The following is a 24963-nucleotide window of genomic DNA, read 5'->3' as shown; positions in this document are numbered from 1 at the left end:
ATTATATTCCTAACGGAATAATCTCGTAGAGATTAAATATTGGTAGAAAAAAAACAATTTCAAACATAATTTTATCCCGTTAGGGACTACATTACATTCTTCAAATAGCAATATTTTCGAATTTATAAAAGTAACTATTTTTTTCAATAAACAAGACAAAACTCTTTGTAAAGACAAGTCTATTTGATTTTTTTAAGGTTTAAAAATATTGTTTTTGACTTTTTAATTAGGTTTTTAAAGTCAAAATTATAATTTTAGTACCTGAAAATGAATAAAATTTAATACTTTTGCACTTTAAAAGAAATAATCATGATACAAACTGATAAATCACTTTCGTCAAAATCAGAAGTTTTGATAGAAAAAGAAAATAAATACGGAGCTCATAATTACCATCCACTTCCGGTGGTGTTAGAAAGAGGAGAAGGTGTATACGTTTGGGATGTTGACGGAAAAAAATATTATGATTTTTTATCGGCTTATTCTGCGGTAAATCAAGGACATTGCCATCCTAAAATTGTGAAAGCAATGGTAGATCAGGCTCAAAAACTGACTTTGACTTCACGTGCTTTTTACAACGACAAATTAGGAGATTACGAAGAGTTTGTAACAAAGTATTTTGGTTTTGATAAAGTTTTACCCATGAATACTGGGGCAGAAGCGGTTGAAACAGCCCTTAAAGTTTGTAGAAAATGGGCTTATGAAGTAAAAGGTATTCCGGAGAATCAGGCTCAGATTATTGTTTGCGAAAATAACTTTCATGGTAGAACGACAACTATTATTTCATTTTCTAATGATGAAGGCGCACGTAAAAACTTTGGACCTTTTACAGAAGGATTTATAAAAATTGAATATGATAATCTTGAGGCTCTTGAAAAAGCGCTTGAATCATCAAAAAATATAGCTGGATTTTTGGTTGAACCAATTCAGGGAGAAGCAGGAGTTTATGTACCATCTGAAGGATATTTAGCGAAAGCAAAAGCATTGTGCGAGAAACATAATGTTCTTTTTATTGCAGATGAAGTTCAGACCGGAATTGCCCGTACCGGAAAATTACTAGCAGTACATCACGAAAATGTTCAGCCTGATATCTTGATTTTAGGTAAAGCAATTTCTGGTGGAGTTTATCCGGTTTCGGCTGTTTTAGCCAATAACGAAATCATGAATGTTATCAGACCTGGTCAGCACGGATCGACTTTTGGCGGAAATCCTGTTGCTGCAGCTGTCGCTATTGCGGCACTTGAAGTAATTAAAGAAGAAGATTTGGCTGAAAATGCAGAACGTTTAGGAATCATTTTAAGAAAAGGTTTAAACGAGATTGCAGAAAGAAATAACCTAATCACTTTGGTTCGCGGAAAAGGTTTACTAAATGCCATTGTAATCAATTGTGGGGAAGATTCAGATCTTGCCTGGGAAATTTGCCTGAAATTTAGAGATAACGGATTATTAGCAAAACCAACACACGGAAATAAAATTAGATTAGCTCCGCCATTGGTGATGACCGAAACTCAAATTCAGGAATGTCTTGAAATTATCGAGAAATCATTAAACGAGTTTAGAGACTAACAAACTTAGGTTAATTATATAAAAAAGTTGCAAGATCATTCTTGCAACTTTTTTGTTTTTATAGCAATACCTCAAATTATATAATAAACGACATTAATTGTATAATTTTTTTAGACGAGTTGATAAGTAGTTTTGAATGTCTTTAAAAATGAAATTAAAAACGAATCTTAAAAGAGGTTTTTTAGTTTTAAAATAAAGGAACAAAATGGCTTTATTAATTTTTGTAAAAATAATTCTACTATAATGGGGTATTCAAATACTGATCTTACGCGTTTTTTAGATGCACAGAATAAACTTTATCTAACTGCCTTTTCTGAAATGAAGAAAGGAAAGAAAGAAAGCCATTGGATGTGGTTTATTTTTCCGCAAATAAAAGGATTGGGAACTAGTAATATCTCAAAGTTTTATGCTATTTCTGATCTTACAGAAGCCACAGATTTTTTGAATCATCCTATTTTAGCCAAACATCTTATCGAGATTTCGGAACTGTTATTGACTTTTAAAAGAAAATCAATCGAGTCTATTTTAGGAGATTTAGATGCTCGTAAACTATGTTCGTCTATGACGCTTTTTTCTCAGGTCGAAGGTGCGCACCCTGTTTTTCAGGAGATAATAGATACTTTTTTCTTAGGGTATTTAGATCCGCTTACTTTGTCCAGAACATCTTCAGATGTAATGTCGCCAGCTGTTGAAGCATTATCATAAATTTTTCAATTTCTACATAAAGAACCATTCCGTATTTCGCGGAATGGTTCTTTGTTTATGGAATGTTTTAAATCTGTGTTATTTTTTGCCACAGATTAGATGATTAGAATGGATTTTTTTTTGCCACGAATTGCACGAATTGCACGAATTATTTTTTTTGCCACAGATTAGAATGATTAAAGGAATTTTTTAATCTGCTCAATCTGCTGAATCTGCGAGAAACTTTTTTTGCTACAGATTAGACGATTAAAATGATTTTTTTTGCTAAGAATTGCACGAATTTCTCGAATTATTTTTTTGCCACAGATTAGGATGATTAAAGGGATTTTTTAATCTGCTGAATCTGCGAGAAACTATTTTTCGCCACGAATTACACGAATTGCACTAATTTTTTTTATCGACTTAAATCTGTAAAATCTGCGTGAAACTTTCAATACAAATTCAAATTAAAAAATAAAAAAGCGACTGTTCCAGGAACAATCGCTTTTGGTTATAACTACTTAAAATATCAAAAAAAGTAATTATTTTTTTAAGAAGATGTATAAGACATTTCTCTATGTTATTTTTAAAATCTAACTTTTTTAAGTTCCCACAAGGTTTTGATGAAAGTATCAACATCTTGTGTAGTATTATAAAAAGCCAAAGACGGACGAACCGTAGTTTCAACTCCCATTCTTCTCAAAATAGGTTGCGCACAATGATGTCCCGTTCTTACCGCAACGCCTTCTTTGTTTAAAGCCTGACCAACCTGATCGTTGGTATAACCTTGTAAATTGAAAGAAAGTACACTTGCTTTATTCGCGGCGGTTCCTATCAAGCGCACACCCGGAATTTCCTTTAATAACTTTGTCGCATAATCCAGTAACTGATGTTCGTAATGTCCGATTGCATCAATCCCCAATTTTGTAACATAATCTATCGCAGCTCCAAGACCAATGGCATCGGCAATGTTTCCGGTTCCGGCTTCAAAACGATTCGGTGCTTTATGGTATTTTATTTCCTCAAAAGTTACATCCTGAATCATGTTTCCACCAGCTTGGTACGGTTGCATTTCGTTAAGTAAATCTTCTTTTCCGTATAAAGCGCCAATTCCGGTTGGACCAAAAAGTTTATGTCCGGAAAATACCAGCCAATCCGGATTCAAATCCTGAACGTCAACTTTCATGTGCGAAACCGATTGTGCTCCGTCAATTAAAACTTTTGCACCAACAGCGTGTGCCATTTTTACAATTTCTTTGGCTGGAGTTACGGTTCCTAATGCATTAGAAACTTGTGTAAAAGCAACCAAACGTGTTTTCGAATTCAGAAGTTTCGAGTATTCGTCTAACAAAATTTGTCCGTCATCGTCAACAGGAATTACACGAAGTTTCAATCCTTTTTTATCCGCCAAACGTTTCCACGGAACAATATTCGCGTGATGTTCCAGATTACTCACAATGATTTCATCTCCGGCAACTAAATTATGATCGCCCCAACTTTGAGCCACCAAATTAATCCCTTCTGTAGCACCGCGAACAAATACAATTTCGTTGATCGAAGAAGCATTCAAAAACGCTTTTACTTTTTCGCGAGCCGCTTCATAAGCATCAGAGGCACGAGCTGCCAATTCATGCGCTGCACGATGAATATTCGAATTTTCGTGTTCGTAGAAATAAGCAATACGATCAATAACCGATTGTGGTTTTTGTGTCGTAGCCGCATTATCAAACCAAACTAGTGGCTTACCGTTTACAGTTTCTCTTAGAATAGGAAAATCTTTTTTAATAAGATTAGCATCAAAACGAGAACCTGAGATGTTACCAAAATCTGGTTTTTCAAAAGTATTTCCAACAAGTAAATTGCTATTTCTATGATCAAAAGCAAACGGATTTTGATCCAGAAAATAATACGAATTTATATTTTCATTTCCGTTTAACGGAAAATCTAAACGTTTTGTAAATTGAGTATCAACAAATTTTAATGCCGCATGGAGTTCCGTTTCAAACGAAGAACTTTCGGTTTGAAAAGGCAGATAATCATTGTTTAAAAGCAATTTCGAAAAAAAGCTTTCTTCGTTGGGTTGTGCCGTTCCGCCATTCTTAAAATTGGCATCGTTAAAACCCGTTTGCGGATTGTTGACATTGACATTATTTCCGTGTGGAATTCCCGATGGAGAAACCCCACTTTGAGGATCAAATCCTGCTCCGGCATTAGGATATAAAGCCGAAGCTCCTGAACCATAATTGGCAACAGTGGGTGACGCTCCAAAACCGCTAAATGCAGGCGCACCAGAAGGTGGCGTTGCTACATCCTGTAATGGGAGTGGTGTCGCGCTGTGACCGCTTAAGTTTCCGGCACTCAACAATGTTTCTGCAATTTTTGTAGCACGCGGATGTTCATTTCGATCAGGACTTAACGAAATTTCCTTAGGAAACTCATTAGGTAATGTCTTGAACAATTCGTTCGCCAAAAGCTGCAAATCATCAATGTTAGGTAAACCGTCGTTGTTAATATTTATACTCATGGTACTTTCCTATTTCTACATCTTCAAGAACCGCAATGGCATCGTCTACTAAAATTGCCAAAGAGCAATAAAGAGATACCAAATATGATGCAATTGCTTTTTCGTTGATTCCCATAAAACGAACAGATAATCCTGGTGATTGCTCGCCTTGTAATCCTGGCTGAATTAACCCGATAACACCCTGACGGCTTTCTCCTGTACGCAATAAGATAATTTTCGATTTTCCGTTTACGATAGGTAATTTATCAGATGGAATAAGCGGAATTCCTCTCCAAGTTAAAAACTGAGAACCAAATAAAGAAGTTGTAGGAGGCGGAACACCACGACGTGTACATTCGCGGCCAAAAGCAGCAATGGCTAAAGGATGCAACAAGAAAAATCCAGGTTCTTTCCAGACTTTTGTCAATAATTCGTCTAAATCGTCCGGAGTTGGTGCGCCCGTTCTGGTTTTAATAATTTGCGATTTTGCAACGTTGCTTAATAAACCATAATCTTTATTATTGATCAATTCGCTTTCCTGACGCTCTTTGATTGTTTCAATTGCCAGACGAAGTTGCTCAGAAATCTGATTGTATGGTTTGCTGTACAGGTCTGAAACCCTTGTGTGTACATCTACAATAGTTTGAACCGCTGCCAGATTGTATTCTCTTGGATTATCGATATAATCAACAAAAGTGTTGGGTAAAACCCTTTCGTCACGTGCAGAACAATCGACTTCGATATGGCTTCCGTCTTTTACTTTATTCAAACGAAATACTCCTGATTCTACTGGTGTCCAATGCAAAAGATGCGTTAGCCAACGTGGTGAAATTGTTCCAATTTGAGGGACTGTACGTGTTGCAATTGCTAATTGTCTTGCTGCAACATCTCCTAATGCTGTCTGTTGTTGTTTTGATTCAGCCATGGCTTAATAGTTTAATGGTTATCTTATTTTTGGAACAGTATTTTAAGAATTTTCTCCTTCAAAAAACACTGTTTTGTTGTATAAGTAAATTTATGTTAAAAATTAAATGATACGAAATAAATGTTGTTTAATTTAATATGAAATAATGCGTAAATTGTTGAATTATAATATTATGAAAGCGGATCGAACAACTCATCAACCGAAAGATATCGTTCGCCCGTATCGTAATTAAAAGTCAATACAACCGCATCTTTTGGAATTTTATGAATCTCTTTTGAAATCGCTGCCAAAGAGGCTCCTGTCGAAATTCCTGCAAAAATTCCCTCATCTTTTGGTAATCTTTTAGCAAAATAAAAAGCATCCTCTTTTTCTACCGGAATCACCACATCGACATAATCCCGATTAAAAACTTCCGGAATAAAACCTGCGCCAATTCCCTGAATAGGATGTGGGGCAGGAGAACCTCCGCTTAAAACCGGCGATAAAGCAGGTTCTACAGCATACGTTTTAAGATTAGGAAAATGTTGTTTCAAAATTTTCGAAACTCCTGTAATATGTCCGCCCGTTCCGACTCCCGTGATGAGGTAATCAATACCTTCCGGGAAATCCTGTAGAATTTCCTGAGCCGTTGTTCTTTCATGAATCTCAACATTTGCAGGATTGGTAAACTGAAAAGGCAAAAACGAATTTGGAGTCGATAATGCCAATTCCTTCGCTTTTTCAACCGCTCCCGAAGTTCCTTTTTCTCTAGGCGTCAAAACAAATTCGGCACCATAAGCGTTCATGATTTTACGTCTTTCAATACTCATCGATTCCGGCATGACCAGAATCACTTTGTATCCCTTTACGGCAGCAACTAAGGAAAGTCCAATTCCGGTATTTCCCGAAGTAGGTTCAATTATAATCGAATCAGGATTCAGAAGTCCTTTTTTCTCCGCATCTTCAATCATTGCCAATGCAATCCTGTCTTTGATACTCGCCCCCGGATTCGACTTTTCAATCTTAATCCAAACCTGATGTTCCGGAAAAATCTTGTTGAGTTTTACGTGAGGCGTATTTCCTATGGTTTCTAGTATATTTTGATATTTCATAATGCTTTGTTTTTTTAACCATATAAGTAATATAAGTTCATTTTAGTTTTAGATCCGTTGTGTTTTTTTATACTTAGATACATTCCGATTTTCTTTTTTTTTTAGGAGCTAATCCCGCTATCCGTTACAATCTTTTGTGGCGAACGCCGCCACAAAAGGATTTCCACTTCTATCGGGGCTAGGGCAATCATTTTCATAACAATATTATCCTCACTTTTGTCATCTCGAGGGACGAGAGATCTTCGCAAGAAACTCCGTAAACTAAATCGCCAATCTTTGACGAGCTGCGTGCGTGATCTCTCGTCCCTCGAGATGACAAAATGTACTTTAGTACTTTGTCAAAGTTTCGAACTTTGACAAAGTTGTCATAACCTTTTATATGTCCTTATATCCCTTACATGGTTCAAAACCCTTCTAAATCGAATAAAATATAGGCTCCGGAAACGGGTTATTATCCTTCACCTTTATTTCGTTTTTATGATACACCACAGAATTCGACGGAACACTATAAGTCAGCCAGACATTTCCACCAATGATGGAATCTCTCCCAACAACCGTGTGACCTCCTAAAATGGTACTATTCGAATAAATAATAACATTGTTTTCAATCGTAGGATGTCGTTTTATAAAAGCCTCTTCTTTTTTTACACTCAAAGCGCCCAATGTTACGCCTTGATAAATTTGAACATTATCGCCAATAATAGTCGTTTCACCAATCACAATTCCGGTTCCGTGATCGATGGCAAAATCGTTGCCTATTTGCGCGCCGGGATGAATTTCGATACTGGTTTTAATGTGCGCATATTCAGAAAAAGTTCTTGCCAGGAGTTTCAATTCCTGATTCCAAATTTGATGTGAAAATCTATAAACGGCAATCGCGAAAAATCCGGGATAGGCGTATAAAACTTCTTCTATAGATTTGGCTGCCGGATCTTTGGCAAAAATCGTTTCGGCATCGTTTAATGTTTTTTTATACAGATTAGGCAATGCTTCAAAAAAAAGTTTAGTTTCCTCAAAACTGTCGTCTTTCCTCGAGGAATAGTCGATTACAATTTCATTAAATTGCTTTTCTAAAACTTCAAATTTGTTTTTGATAATGGATAAATCTCCAAAACGTTTTGAAGTATTCGAAAATAAAACAGAGAATAAATCCTCAATAAATTGATGAATTACCTTTTTTTGAGGAAGGATTAATAAACTCTGATGATTGTTTGCTATTTCTTGATAAAATGAATTCATAATGGTTTGTTTTTAGGTTGGTAAATAACATTGTTATGAAAAATCAACTAATCTGAATTGGAATTCTAAAACATTTTAAAGTACTCGTCGAAAAAAAATATTTAAATCTTTACCAGAGTTTTTATATTCTTTTTTTTAATTATTTGAATTGCCTCCAGCTTTAGCTGGAGAAATAAAATTTGATCAGTTTAAGGCTTTAGCCAAATGCAAGTGTTTGGCTAAAGCCTATTAAATAATCTATAACTATTTATATCCAGCTAAAGCTGGACGCTATTCATTTATTTTTTTGCACAGACAAAAAGAAATACATTTCTTTCACATAGCGCTATGTTTGTTTAAATAAGCGAAGCGCCTTTTTTAAGTTATTAATGCTATGTTCCTATGTGTTTAAAAAATGTCAAATGGTTTAAATTGCTGTTTCTTTTGGCTTTGAAAATTTCTCTCTAATATAAAAAACGGGTATTCCGATACCTGCGATGATTAATCCCGGCCAGGTATAAGTCGGCTTATAAATGATTAATAAAATACAAAATGCTGATCCTAAAAGGATATAAATAGCGGGTAAAAACGGATATCCAAAAGCTTTATATGGTCTTTCGTGTTCCGGCTTTTTACTTCGCAAAACAAAAATTCCGGCAATTGTGATCACATAAAACAATACTACAACAAAAGAAATCATATCTAATAGATTGCCGTAACGTCCGCTTAAACTCAAAATAACCGCCATAAAAAACTGAATCCAAAGTGCATTTGCAGGAACAGAATGTTTATTTAAAATCGCTGTTTTCTTAAAGAACAAACCGTCTTTTGCCATACTTTGATAGACTCTCGCGCCGGATAAAATCATTCCGTTGGCACAACCAAAAGAAGCGATCAAAATCATTAACGCAATAATAGAAGTTCCGCTTGAACCAAAAATAGCCTGAGCAGCAGCAATACCCACTCGGTCTTTTTCAGGTGTTCCAATAGCTTCAACAGGTAAAACTGCGGTAAACATTACATTCAAAGAAACATAAATCAACGTTACAACGGCGGTTCCTAAAAGTAAACTCAAACCAATATTTCGTTTTGGATTTTTTATTTCATCCGAAACAAAAGTCACATTATTCCAGGCATCGTAACTAATTACCGTTCCCACTAAAGCCGAAGCAATGGCGCCCCAAAAAGCAGGTGTATTGGTATATTGTAAAAACGAACCATCCGGATTTAATTTTTGCAAATGAAAAGGATTTGTCCAGTTGGCCTGCCACACTTCGGGTTTAAAAAAGATAAACCCGAATACAATAAGAATTAGTAAGCTTATTAGTTTGGTTCCGGTAAAAAACTTCTGAATTACTTTTCCGAGTTTTACGCCTTTGGTATTGATATACGTTAAAATGAATAACAAAACAATCGAGGAGAGTTGCGCCGGAGAAACGGTAAAAGATTCTCCAATTTTAAAAGCGACCAAATCTTCGCTGAAAAGCGGAAAAAAATACGCCAGAAATTTAAAGAACGATACACAAACCGCCGCAATGGTTCCGGTCTGAATCACGGTAAACAAACTCCAGCCGTACACAAATGCCACAAGCGGATTGTAAGCTTCTTTTAAATACACATATTGCCCTCCTGATTTTGGGAACATTCCGCTTAATTCGCCATAACTTACCGCTGCAGTTAAAGTCATGAACCCGCCAATTAACCACACTAAAATTAGCCAACCTGCCGATCCCACATTACGCGTAACATCGGCACTCACAATAAAAATTCCCGAACCAATCATTCCGCTGGCGACCAATAAGGCAGCATCGGCAAGACCGAGTTCTCTTTTGTATTCTTGTTTTTTTTCTATTTCTGACATTCTAATTTTTTGTTTTTATAGCTAAACCAATTCGGCATTGGTCAAAGGCGTTGTAGGTGTTTCTTGCGGAATTCTTCCTTGTAAATGCGGTAACGAAGCATTAGGCAAACGTGGTAAAACCAATTTGGCAAAATAATTCGCTTCTTCAATCAAAGGAAAACCGGAGAAAATAAAAGATCGGAAACCCATATCCATGTATCGGTTTAGTTTTTCTACAATTTGATCGGCGCTTCCTACCAAACCGCTTCCGCAGCCCGAGAAAACTTTACCAATATCTGTCCATAGAATATCTTCTACATAACCATCTTCATCAGATGTTTCTCTTAATTCGTCTTGTTTTAAAACCCCTAACGAACGCGAATCTTCTCCACGACTTCTAATTTCTAATCCGCGTTCTTCATCAAATTTTGAAATTAGTTTTTTCGCGTAAGCTCTGGCTTCTTCCTGCGTTTCGCGAACGATCACGTGAATTCTTAACCCGAAATCAATTGTTCTTCCTTCGGCAGCAGCACGTTCGCTCATTTCTTTTAGAGTGGCATACATCGATTCTTCAGATTCCGGCCAGGTCAGAAATACATCGCAATGTTTGGCGCAAACGGCTCTAGAACCAGGAGAAGTTCCTCCAAAATACAATAACGGACCGCCATTTTGCTGATATGATTTTACAGGATCTGATGGCAAATCAAACTGATAAATTTCACCTTTATGCGATATTCTGTCTTGTGTCCAGCCTTGTTGCAAAATCTGAATCACTTCAGAACATCTTTGGTATCTTAGATTAGGATCTTCTCTCGTTCCCGGCAAATCAGAGTTGATGATATTCAATATCAATCTTCCCTTCAGCATATGATCTAATGAAGCAATTGCTCGCGCCAACATGGGCGGATGCACTTCTCCGGTACGAATCGCTAATAAAAATGTAATCTTATTCGTTTCGGGCGCCACACTTGCTGCAAAAGCCAATCCGTCTTGTCCTACGGTGTAAGCGGATGGATAAAGAATATTGCTAAAACCTAATTTTTCTGCTTCTAATGTAATCTCACGACAATGTTCGTAACTGCTTCGGCGATCATTATCCAGAACGCCTAAATATGCTGTATCTCCACCAATAATATCATTGAACCACGAAATTTCTGCGACTCTTTCCGGTGTTCTAATGACTACTGTTTCAATTTTACCTTCAATCATTTTCTTTATTCTTTTTTAAAGCCTTTTTTAATTTTTTATTCTTTCCCTGTGAATGCTTATCAGCTTCACTAAACCAGTAAATTTCAGAAGTGTTTTTAGTAATTCTCATCGATACTGCAGGTGCGGGATTAATGTTTATCTGATTCATTTTCTTGAGTTTTAGATTATTCTTTTTTAAAAACTGTTTTTCCTTCTTTAATCGTTTCCAGAACCGTAATGTCTTTTATTTTCGAAGGATCTATTTTGGTTAAATCATCAGACAGAACTACTAAATCTGCCAGTTTTCCGGTTTCGATAGAACCTTTGCTATTTTCTTCGAAATATTCGTAAGCACCATTTATAGTGATCGCACGCAAACCTTCGATAGGAGTAAGCCTTTCATCTGGACCGATAACTTGTCCCGAACGTGATTTTCTTTCTACCGAAGTCCACAATAAAAACAACTGATTTAATGGCGTAACCGGATAATCGGTATGATTTGTAGCGACAACCCCTTTTTTAATGGCAGTTTTTAACGGGCTTAAAAAGTTAGCTCGGTCTGCACCTAAATTGCGAACGTGTACATCGCCCCAAAAGAAAGCGTGATTGCTAAAGAAAGCAGCAATGATGCCCAGTTTTTTATAATCGTCTAACTGATCAGGTCGTACGAATTGCGAGTGAATCGTAACTGGTCTGCGATCATTGCTGTTTGTATTTAAAGTTTTATTCGCGTTTTCGATCGCTTTTAGATACATGTCAATTGTGGCATCTCCGTTGCAATGCACAAACGGGCGAACGTTGTTTTTGAATGCTTTAATTACTAAATCATTAAACTGTTCCTGAGTAATATTTGGGAAACCTGTACACTCGTCATGATTACAACCCGGAACTTCTACCAAATAGGATTTGCTAAAAAATGCCGTTTTACCTTGAGGGGAACCGTCAGCAATCATTTTTGTTCCTGCCAGTTTTAAGTGATTTTTTAATACACCAAACTTGTATGCAGGATTTTCTAATACTTTATCTAAAGTTGGATAACCTGGCAAAGCTTCGATATCGATAAACAACTCATTTCTTTCTGCCGCTTTGTGTAATAATTCAACCGATTCAAAACTAGAATATCCGTCCTGAGCAGTTGTAATTCCGTTACTGGCATAAAACAATTGCTGTTCTTTTAAACCTTTTAATTGTTCGTCTAAAGTAGGAGCAGGCTTTGCAGGTCTTTTTAATAATCGACTGGCATTTTCCTGTAATAATCCTGTTGGTTCGTTAGTTCCTTTTTTTCTTTCGATGGCACCTCCGGGAGGATTAGTTGTATTGGCATCAATTCCTGAAAGTTTTAAAGCATACGAATTCGAAACCGACATATGTCCGTTGATGTTGGTAATCGTAACGGGATTGTTAGGAAAAGCAGCATCCAGATCTTCTTTATTCGGATGTCTTTTTTCTTCTAATTGATCCTGATCATATCCGTAAGCATCGATCCATTCGCCTGGAGCGATATTTTTTTGCTTTTGAAAAAACTGAATACGTGCTACTAAATCTGCAATGTTTTTGACGTCACCCATTGGCGGAGAACCGACATTTACAGTAGTTGATCGTGATAAACCCATAAAATGACTGTGACCATCAATAAATCCCGGTACAACGGTTTTGCCTTTAAGGTCGACAACAATGGTATTTTTGTCTTTAAGCTTTTCGATTTTACTATTCGTTCCCACCGCAAGAATTTTACCGTTGCTTACCGCAACAGCTTGTGCCGTACTATTTTTGGCATCGACAGTAATAATATTACCGTTGATGAAAATCTTTTCGACGGTATTTTTTTGCTGTGCATTGATAACCGTCGTAGCGAAGATTATAGCCAGGCATTTTAAATTAGTTCTCATTTCGTTATTTCTTTTTTGTTTTTAATGCTTTATATTTTCTAAAATTCTAATGCTATCTCGGAGCCAGTTTGTTATATGCCAATTCGTTACTTGGTATTGCCCAAACATAATTTGCCGCTGTAGGTAAAACTTCGGGAGCAGCGCCTGCATTTCCTGTTTTTGCAGGAAGCGCCTGAACTCTTCTCAATAAATCAGGAGTACGGAATCCTTCGCCTACCAATTCGATTCTTCTTTCGTTTAAAATAGTGGCAATCAATTCTTCTTTTGTGGTTACTCCGGTGGTGAAGATGTAAGCAGCATCTGAACGATTGCGAACCGCTGATAATAAAGTTCTTGCCAAAGGCAAATTGTCGTTTTGAGCAGCAGCTTCGGCGTAATTCAGTAAAATTTCAGCATAACGAATCACAGGAACATAATCAGTAAAAGGAGCACCATTTTTCTTGAATTTGTTCAGTAATTTTTGTCCGTTTGCATTTGTGATCACCAAACCTTTTCGGGAATCTGCAGAAGTTGGAGAAGCATAAACGGGATCAGCAATAATGGCTGCTGTATTAAAATAAATAACAGGCGTTAGGTAATTTCCGCCCAATGCACTTTGCAAAGCTGGAGCTTCGGCAGCAGTGGTAAACGGAATCGAAAATATAGCTTCATTACCAACATAAGAACCTCCAAAAACGGTCGCTACATTAGGTTCTAAGCGATGTGTTAAACTTCCGGAAACGTACTGAAAAGGAGCTGTTGCAGGAACTAATTTACTGGCTTCGGCAATCACTTTTGCATAATCGCCTTTGCTTAAATAAACTCTGGTTTTTAAGGCAATTGCAGAGGCTTTATGCGCTCTTGAAGCAGTTAGAATTCCTGTTGCGTAACTTTCCGGCAAATCGACTTCGGCATCGTCAAGGTCTTTTAAAATCTGCGTATAAACATCGGCAACGCTGCTAAAAGCAAGATCGTTTAATCCGCCTGAAGTGTTTCCTTTTAATCTTAGCGGAAGTGCCAATGCAGCACTATTCTGAGCGTAAGGTTTTGCATAAGTCTGCACTAAACTTAAGTACGAAATCGCTCTTACAAACTTGGCTTCCGCAATATAATTTTTGCGTAAATCCTCTGTAATAACAGTAGAGTTTGCGAGATTATCGATTAGAATATTCGAAAAATTTATCGTCGTGTAAGCAACACTCCAAACCGAGTTTACAAAATCTCCTGATGAGGTGATGGTCTGGTTCCAAACATTGGCTCCGGTTGAATTATTACCATCATTCTGGCTGAATTCGTTTCCTCTTTGTTCATTAAAAATAATGAAACGTCCGCCGTAAAAAGAAGGATTGCTAAACTGACCGTAAAGTCCGTTTACCTGAGCCAGAATCTTGGCTGGTGTACTAAAAGCGGTTTCGGTAGAAATGCTCGTTTCAGGAACAGTATCTAAGGCATTATCACTACATCCGGCCAATAATAAGGCGATAAATGGCGTGATAATAAGGGCTTTTTGTATGCTTTTTTTATAATTTATAGATTTGAAAATCATGATGTTTTTATTTAATATGTAATTAAAATTATGGACTAGAAACCTACATTAAGTCCTAAAGTGAACACAACAGAATTTGCCGGCACGTTTTGATCTTTTCCTGAATTGATTGAGTTTCCGTTGATTGAAATCTCCGGATCAGAACCGCGATATTTTGTCCAGGTATGTAAATTAGATCCCTGCGCATATACTTTTGCTGACGAAATGTATTTGTTTACCAATTCGTTCTTAACCGGAATTCTGTAGCTTAAAATGATGTTTTTTACCTTTAAATAAGAACCATCTTCGACATAAGCAGAGTTACTGGAAGAGAAACCTCCTGAGAAACTGTCTCCGTAAATTAATTTTGGAACATCTGTAACCTGCCCAGGAGTTGTCCAGCGGTCTTTTATGAAAGTTCCGTTGTTAAAGAAACGCTGATCTGATAAAGTCGATCTTGTACCGTTGTACAATTTGTTTCCGCCAGAGAAAGTCAGACCAATCGTTAAATCGAAATTTTTGTACGATAAATTATTGTTTAATCCGCCATAATAAGTAGGTAGTGAAGGTCCTTGAATACGACCGTCACGATAATTGTCGATTGCCGGAGCAGTAGCACCATTTAAATACGTAAAAGCTTTTGTAAGTGCATTATATTGTACTTCTTCGTTATTGGCATTTACATAAACGCGATTTCCGTTTTCAGGATTTACGCCAGTCGTTGGTACGGCGAAAATAGATCCTACAGAATAACCTTCTCTTGTAATATTCTGGATTCCGAAAGTGCTTAAAACTGTTGGATAAATATCTCCGTATCCGCCTAAAGAAGTCACTTTATTTTTGATGGTTGACAAATTAAAACTTGCATTCCATTGAAAATCATTACCATTGATAATGTTTGCATTTACGCTAAGTTCAAAACCTTTGTTGTATAAAGAACCCACGTTTGCTGCAATAGAATTGTTTGGAATTCCTTGTGATAAAGACTGAGGCGCATTCAAAATCAAATCGTTGATGTTGTTTTTGTAATAATCAGCTTCAACAGTAATGCGGTTATCAAATAATCCGAAGTTGATTCCGAAATCAAGCTTCTTGCTAGTTTCCCATTTTAGGTTTGAATTTCCGGACTGCGAAAAATTAAGTGTTGGAACTCCTGCGTAAGTTCCTGCCGAATATTGCGATAAAGCCGCGTAATCGTTTAATTCGCTGTTACCCACAACACCATAACTTGCACGAACTTTAAAAGCGTTTAAAACATTTTTTATAGAAGAACTTTTGAAAAAATCTTCTTCAGATACATTCCATCCTATAGAAGCACCTCCAAAATTTCCCCATTTATTTCCAGATGCCAAAGCGGATAATCCGTCTCTTCTAAAATTAAGATTCAGCAAATATCTTTTGTCATAATCGTAGGCAATACTACTGAAATAAGAAAGCAATACATTTTCGGTCTGTACGGAAGGGCCAGGTGCAATGGTTGTAAATCCGCCTTGGTAACTCGTAAAAAACGGATCTGTTAAACCGGTTTTTATAGCGCCCCAACCGTCAATTTCGCGAGTGTTTTTTTCCTGTCCTAAAAGTACTTTTAAACTGTGCTTTTGATCCAATACAGTAGCGTAGGTTAGCGTATTCGTCCAGTTTGATCTTGAATATTTTGTGTTGGAGTTTGTTGCAGCACCTTTAGTAGAAAAACCATCACCGCTATATGGGTTTCTGAATTCTTTGTTTTCTACTACAAAATTATTGATGCCATAAACCGTTTTAAATTTCAGGTTTTTGATGATTTCAAGTTCTGCATAAATGCTTCCGATAAAAGTGTTATTTTCAGAAGTATTTTTATCCAAATCTAAAATCGTTTGCAAATTGTAGGCATTAAAAACTCCCAATGCCGGGCTGTTTGCGCCGTAACCAATATTTCCGTTACTCGGGTTGATGTTATAAGAACCATCAGGATTGTAAACCGAAACGTTTGATGGTAAAATATAAGTAAGTCTTCCTAAAGGCTGTAAACCAATATATTGTGTATTAACAGCATTTCCTGCCGAAGATCCGATTGAGTTAGGTGTCGAAGATCCTGAATTAGGGCCTGAATTTAGAGAGTTGTTATAAGAGAAATTCGTTCCTAAAGTTAAGGCGTTGTTCAACTTATGCTCAAAATTTAAACGAATCCCTTTTCGTACGAATTCATTCGTTCTCAAGATTCCGTTTTGATTCGAATAATTAGTTGAAATAAAATAACTTGTAGAATTTGTTGCGCCAGAAAAACTAAGATTATGATTTTGAGAAACTCCAGTATGATACGCTACATCGTACCAATTGGTTCCTATTGTCGATCCGTCAGCATTTTGTCCTAAAGCAAAACCTGGCGTAAGTCCCGCATTTGTTCTGGCTTCGTTTTTAATGCTTACATAATCTTCGGCATTCAAAAGTTTAGGCAAATTTGTCGCTTTATTCCAGCTTACCCAAACATCATAATTTACGTTTACTTTTCCTTTTTTTCCTTTTTTAGTAGTAATCACTATAACGCCATTTGCTGCACGAGAACCGTAAACCGCTGCGGCCGATGCATCTTTTAGAACATCAATCGATTCGATATCATTTGGGTTAATGTCAGATAATGGGTTGTTGCCAATCGCGCCTCCTGCAGTTCCTGTAAAAACCGTAACACCATCAACAATAATTAAAGGATAAAGAGAACTCGTGATCGAATTGATTCCTCGAATTCTGATTACCGGAGTATTGTTTAGAGATCCGCTGGGTTGTACAATGTTTAATCCTGAAGCCTGACCACCTAATAATTGATCAAAACTTTGCGCCGGACGATTGGCAATTTGTTTCGCATCGATTTTAGAGGTTGCTCCTGTAAAGGTCTTTTTGGCCGATGTGCCGTAACCTACAACTACTATCTCGTCTAATTTTTCAACTTGTTCTGTCAGTTTTATTACCACTGGACTTCCGTCTACTACAACTTCTTTCGAATTGTAACCAATGTAATTAATAACTAAGGTATAAGGGAATTTTTGTCCGGTTTGGAAATAAAATTTTCCGTCAATATCCGTTTCAACGCCGTGTGTAGTTCCTTTTATGTTTACCGAAGCGCCAATAATAGGCTGATTTGATATTTGATCTACAATCGTTCCGTTAAGTTTCGATTGAATATTTGGTTCTGTATTTTGAGCATGTAGTCCTATGGAGATGAACAAAATGCTAATCCATAAAATAATTTTGGTATTTTTTTTCATTCTTGGTTATTGATTTTTTGTAATTAAAGAATGCCGGAAAGTTGGATTAAAACGATCCTTTTTGCATTCTTTGATTTAGTGATAAATGTTCTTTAAGCCTTGCCATTTCTGTTGCCGCAGAAATATTTAGGAGCAGTTTTGTAGTGGTATTTGTGTCATGTTTGTTCGTATTAAATTATTGTTTTTGGATGATTTATAGTTATGCGTGATAATCCTTCCTGATGCAAAAAATGCAGCAAAATGATTGTTTAATATTCAATAAGAAAACCGTTGAGGTTTAAGAAAGTTCGTTTTTAAAATGCTGATTTTTTGGATGAAAATCGATTTTTAACGAATAGGATGTGAGGGAATTAACAACAGAAGCACATATAACAAAAGGTGTTATAAGTATATTTTTTTGGAAGAATGTAAAATGATATGCTTTCGGTTGTTTTCAAAATGTAGTTCTTTTGGTTTTAAACTCTACTAATTCTATAGACAAAGTTAAATTTAATCTAATAAAAACCAAAAGTTTTTTAAATTTTATTTGAAGAAGTAAGGAGGAAAGAGATGAAATGTGAAAACGTATTGTGGTTAATGTGTTGATTTTTAAACATTTGAATGTTTTAATAGTAAAATAAAAAAAACAAAAAAATAAGTATTGGTTAAATTTTTATACTTATTTTTCTGTCTTTAAGTGTTTTAGGTAAATAAAAAACTTTGCGATTTTGCGTCTGCGCGCAAATTTCTCGCTGTTTAGAGAAAAAAACTTTATCGTTTAATCTCGCAAAGGCGCAGAGGCGCAAAGTTTTTTACTAAAAATTCAAGCTATAATAAGAGCTTAAAAAGTGTTAGATAGAATTATTGAGATTAAAATAATTTTGTTTCACGCAGATCTGGCAGATTAGAGCAAATTTAATTTTAGATTTTTATTAAATTAATCTGCGCTTATCGGCTTAAATCTTTTTAAATCTGCGTGAAAAAATAGCCAATACATGGATTTAATTGGAAAATCAGCGCAAAAAAAAGCTACCAGTTCAATTACCAATTACTTTTTCAAAGCTGCGCCGCCTGGCATTACCTCCGTTTTTAATTTGAATTTACTGTATTCAACCACTCCAGTTTTATCTGCCCAATCAAAATAAGCAGCCGAAAGTGTATTCACAATTCCCGGATTTTGTTGTGCAACATTCGTGGTTTCGCCGCGATCGGTTTCGATGTTGTAAAGTTCCCATTCGTAAGACGGGTAAGTCGAAACCAATTTCCATTTGCCATCTCTTACGGCTCTGTTTCCGGCTCTTTCCCAAAATAATGGTGCGCCTCTATCGACCTGCGAAACATTATTAAATAAAACAGGCAACAAACTGCTTCCAACCAAGGGGTTTGTCGTCACACCATTATATTGTTTGGGATATTCTATTCCGGCCAATTCGTAAAAAGTAGGAGCAAGGTCAATAATATGTCCCGTTCCTTTATCGATTCGACCCGCTTTTATTTTTGATGGAAACCATGCAATAAACGGAGAACTGAATCCGCCTTCGTGCATATTATTTTTATATTGCTGCAACGGAGTATTCGACAAATACGCCCAGTTTTGTTCTTGATAATCAAACGATCCCGAAGTTCCAACTGGTCCATCGCTTCGAACCAAACCTCTCCCTAACGGATTATAAGTATTGAAACCACCTTGCGCACCATTGTCTGAAATAAAGATAATCAGCGTGTTTTTATCCTTTTTTAAAGCCTTTAATTTCTCCAGAACTTTGCCCACATTTTGATCCATATTATCGACCATTGCGGCGTAAACTTCCATTTTAGCTTTCCAGAATTGCTTTTCGTCATACGTTAGTTTGCTCCATTCCGGAACCTCAGGATCTCTTGGAGAAACCGTTTGATCTGCCGGTAATATTCCGTTTGCTCTTAGTTTTGCAATTCTTTTTTCTCTCAAAACATCCCAGCCTTCATCAAATTTGCCTCGGTATTTAGCAATATCAACCGGTTTTGCCTGCAATGGCCAATGCGGAGCTGTAAAAGCCAAATACAAAAAGAACGGTTTATTTTCTTTGTTTTGCTCGTCTAAGAAAGTCACGGCATTGTTCCCGATTTCATCTGTAAAATAATACGAATCATCTTTTGGATGTAGTTCCTCGTTATTGCGAATTAATTTTACCGGATAAGGTGTTTTGCCAAAAGGCAACGGTTTTGTATCAAAATAGTTCGACGCACCTTTTAGAATTCCGTAAAACTTATCAAAACCTCTTTGATTTGGCCATTGCGCCTGATCTTCAGAACCTACGTGCCATTTTCCGGAAAGCAAAGTGCTGTAACCTCCCGAACGAAAAACTTCTCCTAATGTCAAAGATTCTTTATTTAAATAGCCCTGATAAGCCGGTAAACCCAAATTGACATCAAAAAATCCCATTCCGGCTTTGTGTTGGTATTGTCCGGTAAGCAAGGATCCGCGCGTTGGTGCACAAATCGAGTTATTATAAAATTCGCGTAAACGTAAACCTTCGCTGGCTAATTTATCTAAGTTGGGTGTTTTAATCTCGGAACCATAATTTCCTAAATCAGAATAACCCATATCGTCGACCATGATCAAAATAATATTGGGTTTTTCTGAAGTTGTTTTATTTTGTGCCGAAACTGAAACAACTGATAGCAGCAGGTTTAGCGTAATAATTGTTTTTTTCATTATAGTTGATATTTTAATTTATTCATATTGTAGAAATGGATTTTATCTCATCTTTTTCATTTTTGTCATGCTGATTTTTATAATAAGACCATTTTTTTTCAGGAGCTAATCCCGCTATCCGTTCCAATCTTTTGTGGCTCCCGATAGCTATCGGGACCGCCACAAAAGGATTTCCACTGCTATCGGGGCTAAGGGCATCATTTTCATAATAATATTTTCGTGTTGTTTGTTATTCTGAAGAACGAGGGATCACACTATAAACTCCACAAAGAAATGGCGATAATCGTTGTAGAGCTACTTGCGAAAATCCCTCGTTCCTCGGGATGACAAGCTTGTGGTTACTTTTGTCGAACATCATTGTTTTAACTTTGTCAAAGTTCAAAACTTTGACAAAGTTTTTTGCGCAAAGTCATTGCGAGGAACGAAGCAATCTCATTTGCAAAGTCAAATGTTGTATGTAAATTGTTAGTGTGATTGCTTCGTTCCTCGCAATGACAATGATTGTGCTTATTTGCTAAACAACAAAAACGCAATAATCAGCGTGATAATCACATTGAATAATTGTGCGATTAAAAACGCATACAAAGGCTTACGACTATTATTACTCAATAAATCTTTAAAGTTCGTTTCAAGACCAATACTCGTAAAAGCCAAAGCAAACCAAATACCTTGAAGATTCTTCAAACTATCTTTTACGCCATCTCGGGTTTCAGAAGTAAGCAGGAAAGAAAACAACAATGAAGCGGCAATAAAGCCAATAACGAATTTTGGAAAACGTTCCCAAATAACACTCAAAGTCGGTTTTGATTCAACAGCTTCAGCCGATTTGTTGTGAGTATAGGTCCAATAAACCGAGATGGCAAAAGCGGCGATTCCTAATAAGACATTTTGAGAGAATTTTACAATCGTGCTAATCTTCAAAGCGGTTTCACCAACCAAAGAACCTGAAGCTACAACGGCTCCGGATGTATCGATACTTCCGCCCAACCACGCTCCGGTAACTTCTTCGGGGAAATTGAAATATTTGGCAATTATAGGCATGAAAATCATCATAGGAATTGCGGTTACCAAAACAATTGAAATAACATAAGACAGTTTTTTCGAATCGCCTTTTATTGCTCCCGAAGTGGCAATCGCAGCCGAAACGCCGCAAATAGAAACGGCACTCGAAATCATCATCGTTAATTCGTCGTCGACTTTTAGTTTTTTACACAACCAAAAAGCAAAATACCAAACGGATAAAACGACAATCAAAGCCTGAATTAATCCTAAAGAACCTGCTTTTAGAATGTCTGAAAAGATCACGCTCGTTCCTAATAATACCAATCCTATTTTTACAAAAACTTCTGTAGAAAGTGCAGATCGAAACCAATCCGGAAGTTTGAAGAAATTGCCAATCGCGAGACCAATCGCTAAACTGAAAATTACAGCTTCGAGATTCAGTCCTTTTACTTCGGTATTTCCTGCAATAATGAGCGCAATAATGGTTAAAATATAAACCACAGGAAAACCTAATAAAAAGTATTTTACCGATTTACCGATCAAAAATGCACCTAAAGTCCCGATAGAAATCAGGTATAAAAATTGTAATCCAAGGATTTTCAGGTTTTCAAGATCGAATACATCCTGGAATAGATCGGTTCCGGTGGACCATTTGAAAACGGGAACTTCGGGAAGAAAAACAAAAAGAGAAATCCCGATGATTATAAATCCGAGAATTACGACAGTCCAGTCTTCGTGAATGTTGAATGATTTGGTTGGGGTTGACATTGTATTATTTAATGGTTTTAATTTTTTTGAATAGGCTCCAGCTTTAGCTGGAGATTATTGTTATTTTAATGAAATTGGCTTTAGCCGAACTTTTATTTGGCTAAAGCCTTTGAATATCTTCATTTTTAAACTCCAGCTAAAGCTGGAGGCAATTCATAGAATCGATGTAAAAAAGAGATATTGAGTTAAACCCGACAGGTTTTTAAAACCTGTCGGGTTTGTATGATGCTGACTATAAATCAACAAAATATTTTTGTTTGCCAAAATCAAACTCATAATGCGTTAGATTTGGCCATAAAGGTTTTACCAAACCTTTTTCCCAGTTTTGTAAAGCAAGGTGTAATTCTTTTACTTTTTCCGGATTTTTTTGAGCCAGATCTGTTGTTTCAGATTTGTCTGAAGCCAAATTATAAAGCCATTCTTCATGCGTTTTTCCGCTGATGATTAATTTCCAATCGCCGCTTCTTATGGCTTTTGCATCGCCGGAACGCCAGTATAAAGTTTTATGGGCTTCTTTATTTTCATTTACGGTACTCACAAGATCAACGCCATCATAAACACGGTCTTTTGGCAAATCAGAATGTATCGCCGCGGCAATCGTAGCGAAAATATCCAATGTACTTACCGGAGTTTTATAAATCGTATGCGGTTTGATTTTGCCTTTCCACGAAAGTGCAAACGGAACATTTACGCCGCCTTCGAAATGAGAAAACTTTCCGGCTTTTAAAGGCGCGTTTGTAGTTGCAAAAGTATAATCGGCGCCACCGTTGTCGCTGGCAAAAATGATGAGTGTATTATATTCAAGACCTTCTTTTTTGACTTTGGCTCTAATTCTTCCCACGGCATCATCAAGGGCGCTGATCATGGCAAAATAAACGCGTTTATTTTCGTCTTTTACGTTAGGGAAACGATCGTAGTATTTTTTACGAACCTGAAATGGCGTGTGTGGCGCATTAAACGGAACATACAGCAAGAAAGGTTTCTTCTTGTTTTTATCGATAAAAGCTTCAGCTTCGTCCGCAAAAGTTTCGGTTAGATACGCTTTGTTGTGAATGATGGTAGTATCACGACGAATTTGCCCGATACCAACGCGGCCATTTCCCCAAATCATTTTATCGGTAAAATCTTTATGGTGATGGTTGATAATATCCGGATTATCATCTTCGGGCGTATAAAGCGAGAATGCCTGGTAAAACCCGTAATGGTAATCGAAACCTCGGTCTAAAGGAAAAAATCCTTTGTTATGCCCCAAATGCCATTTCCCAATAATTCCTGTGCTGTAACCTTCTCTTTTGGCAAGATCAGCAAACGTAATCTCAGATTGTGGCAAACCTTGTGTCGCAATCGAAGCTTCGTTTGGATAATTGATTTTCGGGTTTAATCGCCAGTTATTGGTATTGATTAAATACTTGAATCCGTAATATTCTAAATTGTTTTTTGGATAACGATCTCCGGGTTGAAATTCATGTCCGAATCTTTCCTGATAACGTCCGGTTAGAATACCCGCACGCGAAGGCGAACAAATCGAAGCGGAAACATAGCCGTCCTGAAAGGTTACTCCGGAAGCCGCCAAAGAATCGATCTGAGGCGTTGGTGTCGATTTTCCTCCGTATAATGAGATATCATATTTCCCTAAATCGTCAGCGAGGATAATAATGATATTAGGTTTTTTGAGGGAACTGTCTGTAGGAACTTTTTCAGCCAGGAATTCCTTTTTTCCTTCCAGTAATTTTTGGTCCGGTTTTATTAATGTTCCGTCGGTAGTGATAGGCCAGAATAAAAATACTGCCAATAGAAAAAGTACAATTACTATAGGGAGGATAATTTTTTTTGCTTTGGATAATGCCATGGTTTTTATTTTTTATTTTGGAAATGATTGACTTAGTAAAAATCTTTGTCAAAGTTTTTAGGCTCATTTTTGTCATCCCGAGGAACGAGGGATCACACTAGAAATTCCTCAAACTGAATCGTCAATCTTTGTCGAGTTACGAGTGTGATCCCTCGTTCCCCGGGATGACAAACAAGACGAAAAATGCTCTTATGAAAACGATTGCCCTAGCCCCGATAGAAGTGGAAATCCTTTTGTGGCGGTGTTCGCCACAAAAGATTGGAACGTATAGCGGGATTAGCTCCTGAAAAAAAAGATTCGTTTTTATTTCACCGCCAAAGCCACATCAACATCGTTTTTCAAATCGCCTAAACCTTCTTTTTTAAAGACAATTTTTCCGTCTTTGTATAAAATTAAAGTCGGGAAAACTTTTACGGTTTTTAGATCGGCGATTACTTGCGGACTATCTTCAAGATCGATTTCTACGATTTTTAAATTAGAACCGTATTGCGCTTTGATGGTTTCTAAAACAGGCTTTACTTTTTTACAAGCGCCACAATATATTGAACCAATATCTACCAGAACATCTTTGTTTTCGGCAATGATTTTTTTGTATTCGGCTAGCGTCAATTTACTTTTAGAATTGGCGTAAAAAGGTTTTCCGTTTCCAATCCAGTTGGCGATTCCGCCTTCAAGACTGTAGGCTTCTTTGAAACCTTTTTTTAATAAATCATCGGCCAGCCAAACGCTTCTTCCTGCGCCAATAGAGTAAGTGAAAACAGGTTTGGATTTGTCTAATTTTGCTACTTGTGCAGCATAATCTTTAGATTCGAGGTTAAAATTTATTGCTCCGTTAATATGGTTTAGAGCAAATTCTTCAGGACCTCTGGCATCAATTATTTGTGGTTTTTTTTCGCTCTGAATTTTACTGTAAAACACGTCTAACGAAACGGTATTTGAACTTTTATTCTGAGAAAAACCTGCAACTGTAAAAAGCAAGATTGCGGTTGCGATACTATTTTTAAATATTTTATTTTTCATCAT

The 24963-nt window shown here is 36.7% G+C and carries 16 protein-coding genes; 2 read left to right on the top strand and 14 right to left on the bottom strand.

From position 1 onward, the window contains the following. The first annotated feature begins 309 nt into the window (after positions 1–309). Both rocD and FLACOL7796_RS00440 read left to right on the top strand, forming a co-directional pair. Positions 310–1563: an ornithine--oxo-acid transaminase gene (gene rocD / locus FLACOL7796_RS00445; protein ID WP_173968709.1), complete on the top strand. Its 1254-nt coding sequence runs from the start codon at positions 310–312 to the stop codon at positions 1561–1563. A gap of 243 nt (positions 1564–1806) precedes the next feature. Continuing rightward, the gene (locus FLACOL7796_RS00440; RefSeq protein WP_173968707.1) at positions 1807–2268 is read left to right on the top strand and encodes a DUF1810 domain-containing protein; all 462 of its coding nucleotides are present in this window, start codon (positions 1807–1809) and stop codon (positions 2266–2268) included. A 565-nt stretch (positions 2269–2833) separates the two neighbouring features. Here FLACOL7796_RS00440 and FLACOL7796_RS00435 read toward each other — a convergent pair. From FLACOL7796_RS00435 to FLACOL7796_RS00370, 14 genes are all read right to left on the bottom strand, one after another. Continuing rightward, positions 2834–4771: a family 2A encapsulin nanocompartment cargo protein cysteine desulfurase gene (locus tag FLACOL7796_RS00435; protein ID WP_173968705.1), complete on the bottom strand. Its 1938-nt coding sequence runs from the start codon at positions 4769–4771 to the stop codon at positions 2834–2836. Next, positions 4755–5675 carry a family 2A encapsulin nanocompartment shell protein gene (locus tag FLACOL7796_RS00430; RefSeq protein ID WP_173968703.1) on the bottom strand — a complete coding sequence of 307 codons (921 nt, stop codon included), beginning with the start codon at positions 5673–5675 and terminating at the stop codon, positions 4755–4757. Before FLACOL7796_RS00430 ends, FLACOL7796_RS00435 begins: the two co-directional genes overlap by 17 nt. 170 nt (positions 5676–5845) lie before the next feature. Then, a complete protein-coding gene (gene cysK, locus FLACOL7796_RS00425; protein WP_173968701.1) occupies positions 5846–6766 on the bottom strand; it encodes a cysteine synthase A in 921 nt (306 codons plus the stop codon). Between the two features lie 414 nt (positions 6767–7180). Next, a complete protein-coding gene (gene epsC, locus FLACOL7796_RS00420; RefSeq protein WP_173968699.1) occupies positions 7181–8005 on the bottom strand; it encodes a serine O-acetyltransferase EpsC in 825 nt (274 codons plus the stop codon). A gap of 406 nt (positions 8006–8411) precedes the next feature. Further along, positions 8412–9845 (bottom strand): APC family permease, encoded by a 1434-nt coding sequence (locus FLACOL7796_RS00415; protein ID WP_173968697.1) that lies wholly within the window; start codon positions 9843–9845, stop codon positions 8412–8414. Between the two features lie 21 nt (positions 9846–9866). Next, on the bottom strand, positions 9867–11033 hold the full coding sequence (locus FLACOL7796_RS00410) for an LLM class flavin-dependent oxidoreductase (protein WP_173968695.1): 1167 nt from the start codon (positions 11031–11033) through the stop codon (positions 9867–9869). Further along, positions 11026–11181 carry a hypothetical protein gene (locus FLACOL7796_RS00405; RefSeq protein ID WP_173968693.1) on the bottom strand — a complete coding sequence of 52 codons (156 nt, stop codon included), beginning with the start codon at positions 11179–11181 and terminating at the stop codon, positions 11026–11028. Before FLACOL7796_RS00405 ends, FLACOL7796_RS00410 begins: the two co-directional genes overlap by 8 nt. A 16-nt stretch (positions 11182–11197) precedes the next feature. Further along, positions 11198–12901 carry an amidohydrolase gene (locus tag FLACOL7796_RS00400; RefSeq protein WP_173968691.1) on the bottom strand — a complete coding sequence of 568 codons (1704 nt, stop codon included), beginning with the start codon at positions 12899–12901 and terminating at the stop codon, positions 11198–11200. Positions 12902–12953: 52 nt separating this feature from the next. Further along, positions 12954–14426: a RagB/SusD family nutrient uptake outer membrane protein gene (locus FLACOL7796_RS00395; protein ID WP_173968689.1), complete on the bottom strand. Its 1473-nt coding sequence runs from the start codon at positions 14424–14426 to the stop codon at positions 12954–12956. 35 nt (positions 14427–14461) lie between these two features. Then, positions 14462–17647, bottom strand: a complete 3186-nt coding sequence (locus FLACOL7796_RS00390) for a SusC/RagA family TonB-linked outer membrane protein (protein ID WP_173968687.1) — start codon at positions 17645–17647, stop codon at positions 14462–14464. A 1027-nt stretch (positions 17648–18674) separates the two neighbouring features. Next, positions 18675–20321, bottom strand: coding sequence for an arylsulfatase (locus FLACOL7796_RS00385; protein ID WP_173968685.1), 1647 nt, complete (start codon positions 20319–20321; stop codon positions 18675–18677). A gap of 507 nt (positions 20322–20828) precedes the next feature. Continuing rightward, positions 20829–22091: a YeiH family protein gene (locus FLACOL7796_RS00380; RefSeq protein WP_173968683.1), complete on the bottom strand. Its 1263-nt coding sequence runs from the start codon at positions 22089–22091 to the stop codon at positions 20829–20831. A gap of 232 nt (positions 22092–22323) precedes the next feature. Next, positions 22324–23940 carry a sulfatase-like hydrolase/transferase gene (locus FLACOL7796_RS00375; protein ID WP_173968681.1) on the bottom strand — a complete coding sequence of 539 codons (1617 nt, stop codon included), beginning with the start codon at positions 23938–23940 and terminating at the stop codon, positions 22324–22326. 303 nt (positions 23941–24243) lie between these two features. Further along, a complete protein-coding gene (locus tag FLACOL7796_RS00370; RefSeq protein ID WP_232067253.1) occupies positions 24244–24960 on the bottom strand; it encodes a thioredoxin domain-containing protein in 717 nt (238 codons plus the stop codon). Positions 24961–24963 lie beyond the last annotated feature (3 nt).

The sequence above is a fragment of the Flavobacterium bizetiae genome (assembly GCF_902804475.1).
Classification (GTDB): Bacteria; Bacteroidota; Bacteroidia; order Flavobacteriales; family Flavobacteriaceae; genus Flavobacterium; species Flavobacterium bizetiae.
Note: the sequence above shows the minus strand (reverse complement) of the source record. Positions and strands in the feature narration are given on the sequence as shown.

Bases quoted from the DNA above. Each gene is read 5' to 3' on its own strand.
- epsC (WP_173968699.1), bottom strand. From the start codon at position 8,005: ATGAATTCATTTTATCAAGAAATAGCAAACAATCATCAGAGTTTATTA.
- FLACOL7796_RS00430 (WP_173968703.1), bottom strand. From the start codon at position 5,675: ATGGCTGAATCAAAACAACAACAGACAGCATTAGGAGATGTTGCAGCA.
- FLACOL7796_RS00410 (WP_173968695.1), bottom strand. From the start codon at position 11,033: ATGATTGAAGGTAAAATTGAAACAGTAGTCATTAGAACACCGGAAAGA.
- FLACOL7796_RS00400 (WP_173968691.1), bottom strand. From the start codon at position 12,901: ATGAGAACTAATTTAAAATGCCTGGCTATAATCTTCGCTACGACGGTT.
- FLACOL7796_RS00405 (WP_173968693.1), bottom strand. From the start codon at position 11,181: ATGAATCAGATAAACATTAATCCCGCACCTGCAGTATCGATGAGAATT.
- FLACOL7796_RS00440 (WP_173968707.1), top strand. From the start codon at position 1,807: ATGGGGTATTCAAATACTGATCTTACGCGTTTTTTAGATGCACAGAAT.
- FLACOL7796_RS00395 (WP_173968689.1), bottom strand. From the start codon at position 14,426: ATGATTTTCAAATCTATAAATTATAAAAAAAGCATACAAAAAGCCCTT.
- cysK (WP_173968701.1), bottom strand. From the start codon at position 6,766: ATGAAATATCAAAATATACTAGAAACCATAGGAAATACGCCTCACGTA.
- FLACOL7796_RS00415 (WP_173968697.1), bottom strand. From the start codon at position 9,845: ATGTCAGAAATAGAAAAAAAACAAGAATACAAAAGAGAACTCGGTCTT.
- FLACOL7796_RS00435 (WP_173968705.1), bottom strand. From the start codon at position 4,771: ATGAGTATAAATATTAACAACGACGGTTTACCTAACATTGATGATTTG.
- FLACOL7796_RS00380 (WP_173968683.1), bottom strand. From the start codon at position 22,091: ATGTCAACCCCAACCAAATCATTCAACATTCACGAAGACTGGACTGTC.
- FLACOL7796_RS00370 (WP_232067253.1), bottom strand. From the start codon at position 24,960: ATGAAAAATAAAATATTTAAAAATAGTATCGCAACCGCAATCTTGCTT.
- rocD (WP_173968709.1), top strand. From the start codon at position 310: ATGATACAAACTGATAAATCACTTTCGTCAAAATCAGAAGTTTTGATA.
- FLACOL7796_RS00385 (WP_173968685.1), bottom strand. From the start codon at position 20,321: ATGAAAAAAACAATTATTACGCTAAACCTGCTGCTATCAGTTGTTTCA.
- FLACOL7796_RS00390 (WP_173968687.1), bottom strand. From the start codon at position 17,647: ATGAAAAAAAATACCAAAATTATTTTATGGATTAGCATTTTGTTCATC.
- FLACOL7796_RS00375 (WP_173968681.1), bottom strand. From the start codon at position 23,940: ATGGCATTATCCAAAGCAAAAAAAATTATCCTCCCTATAGTAATTGTA.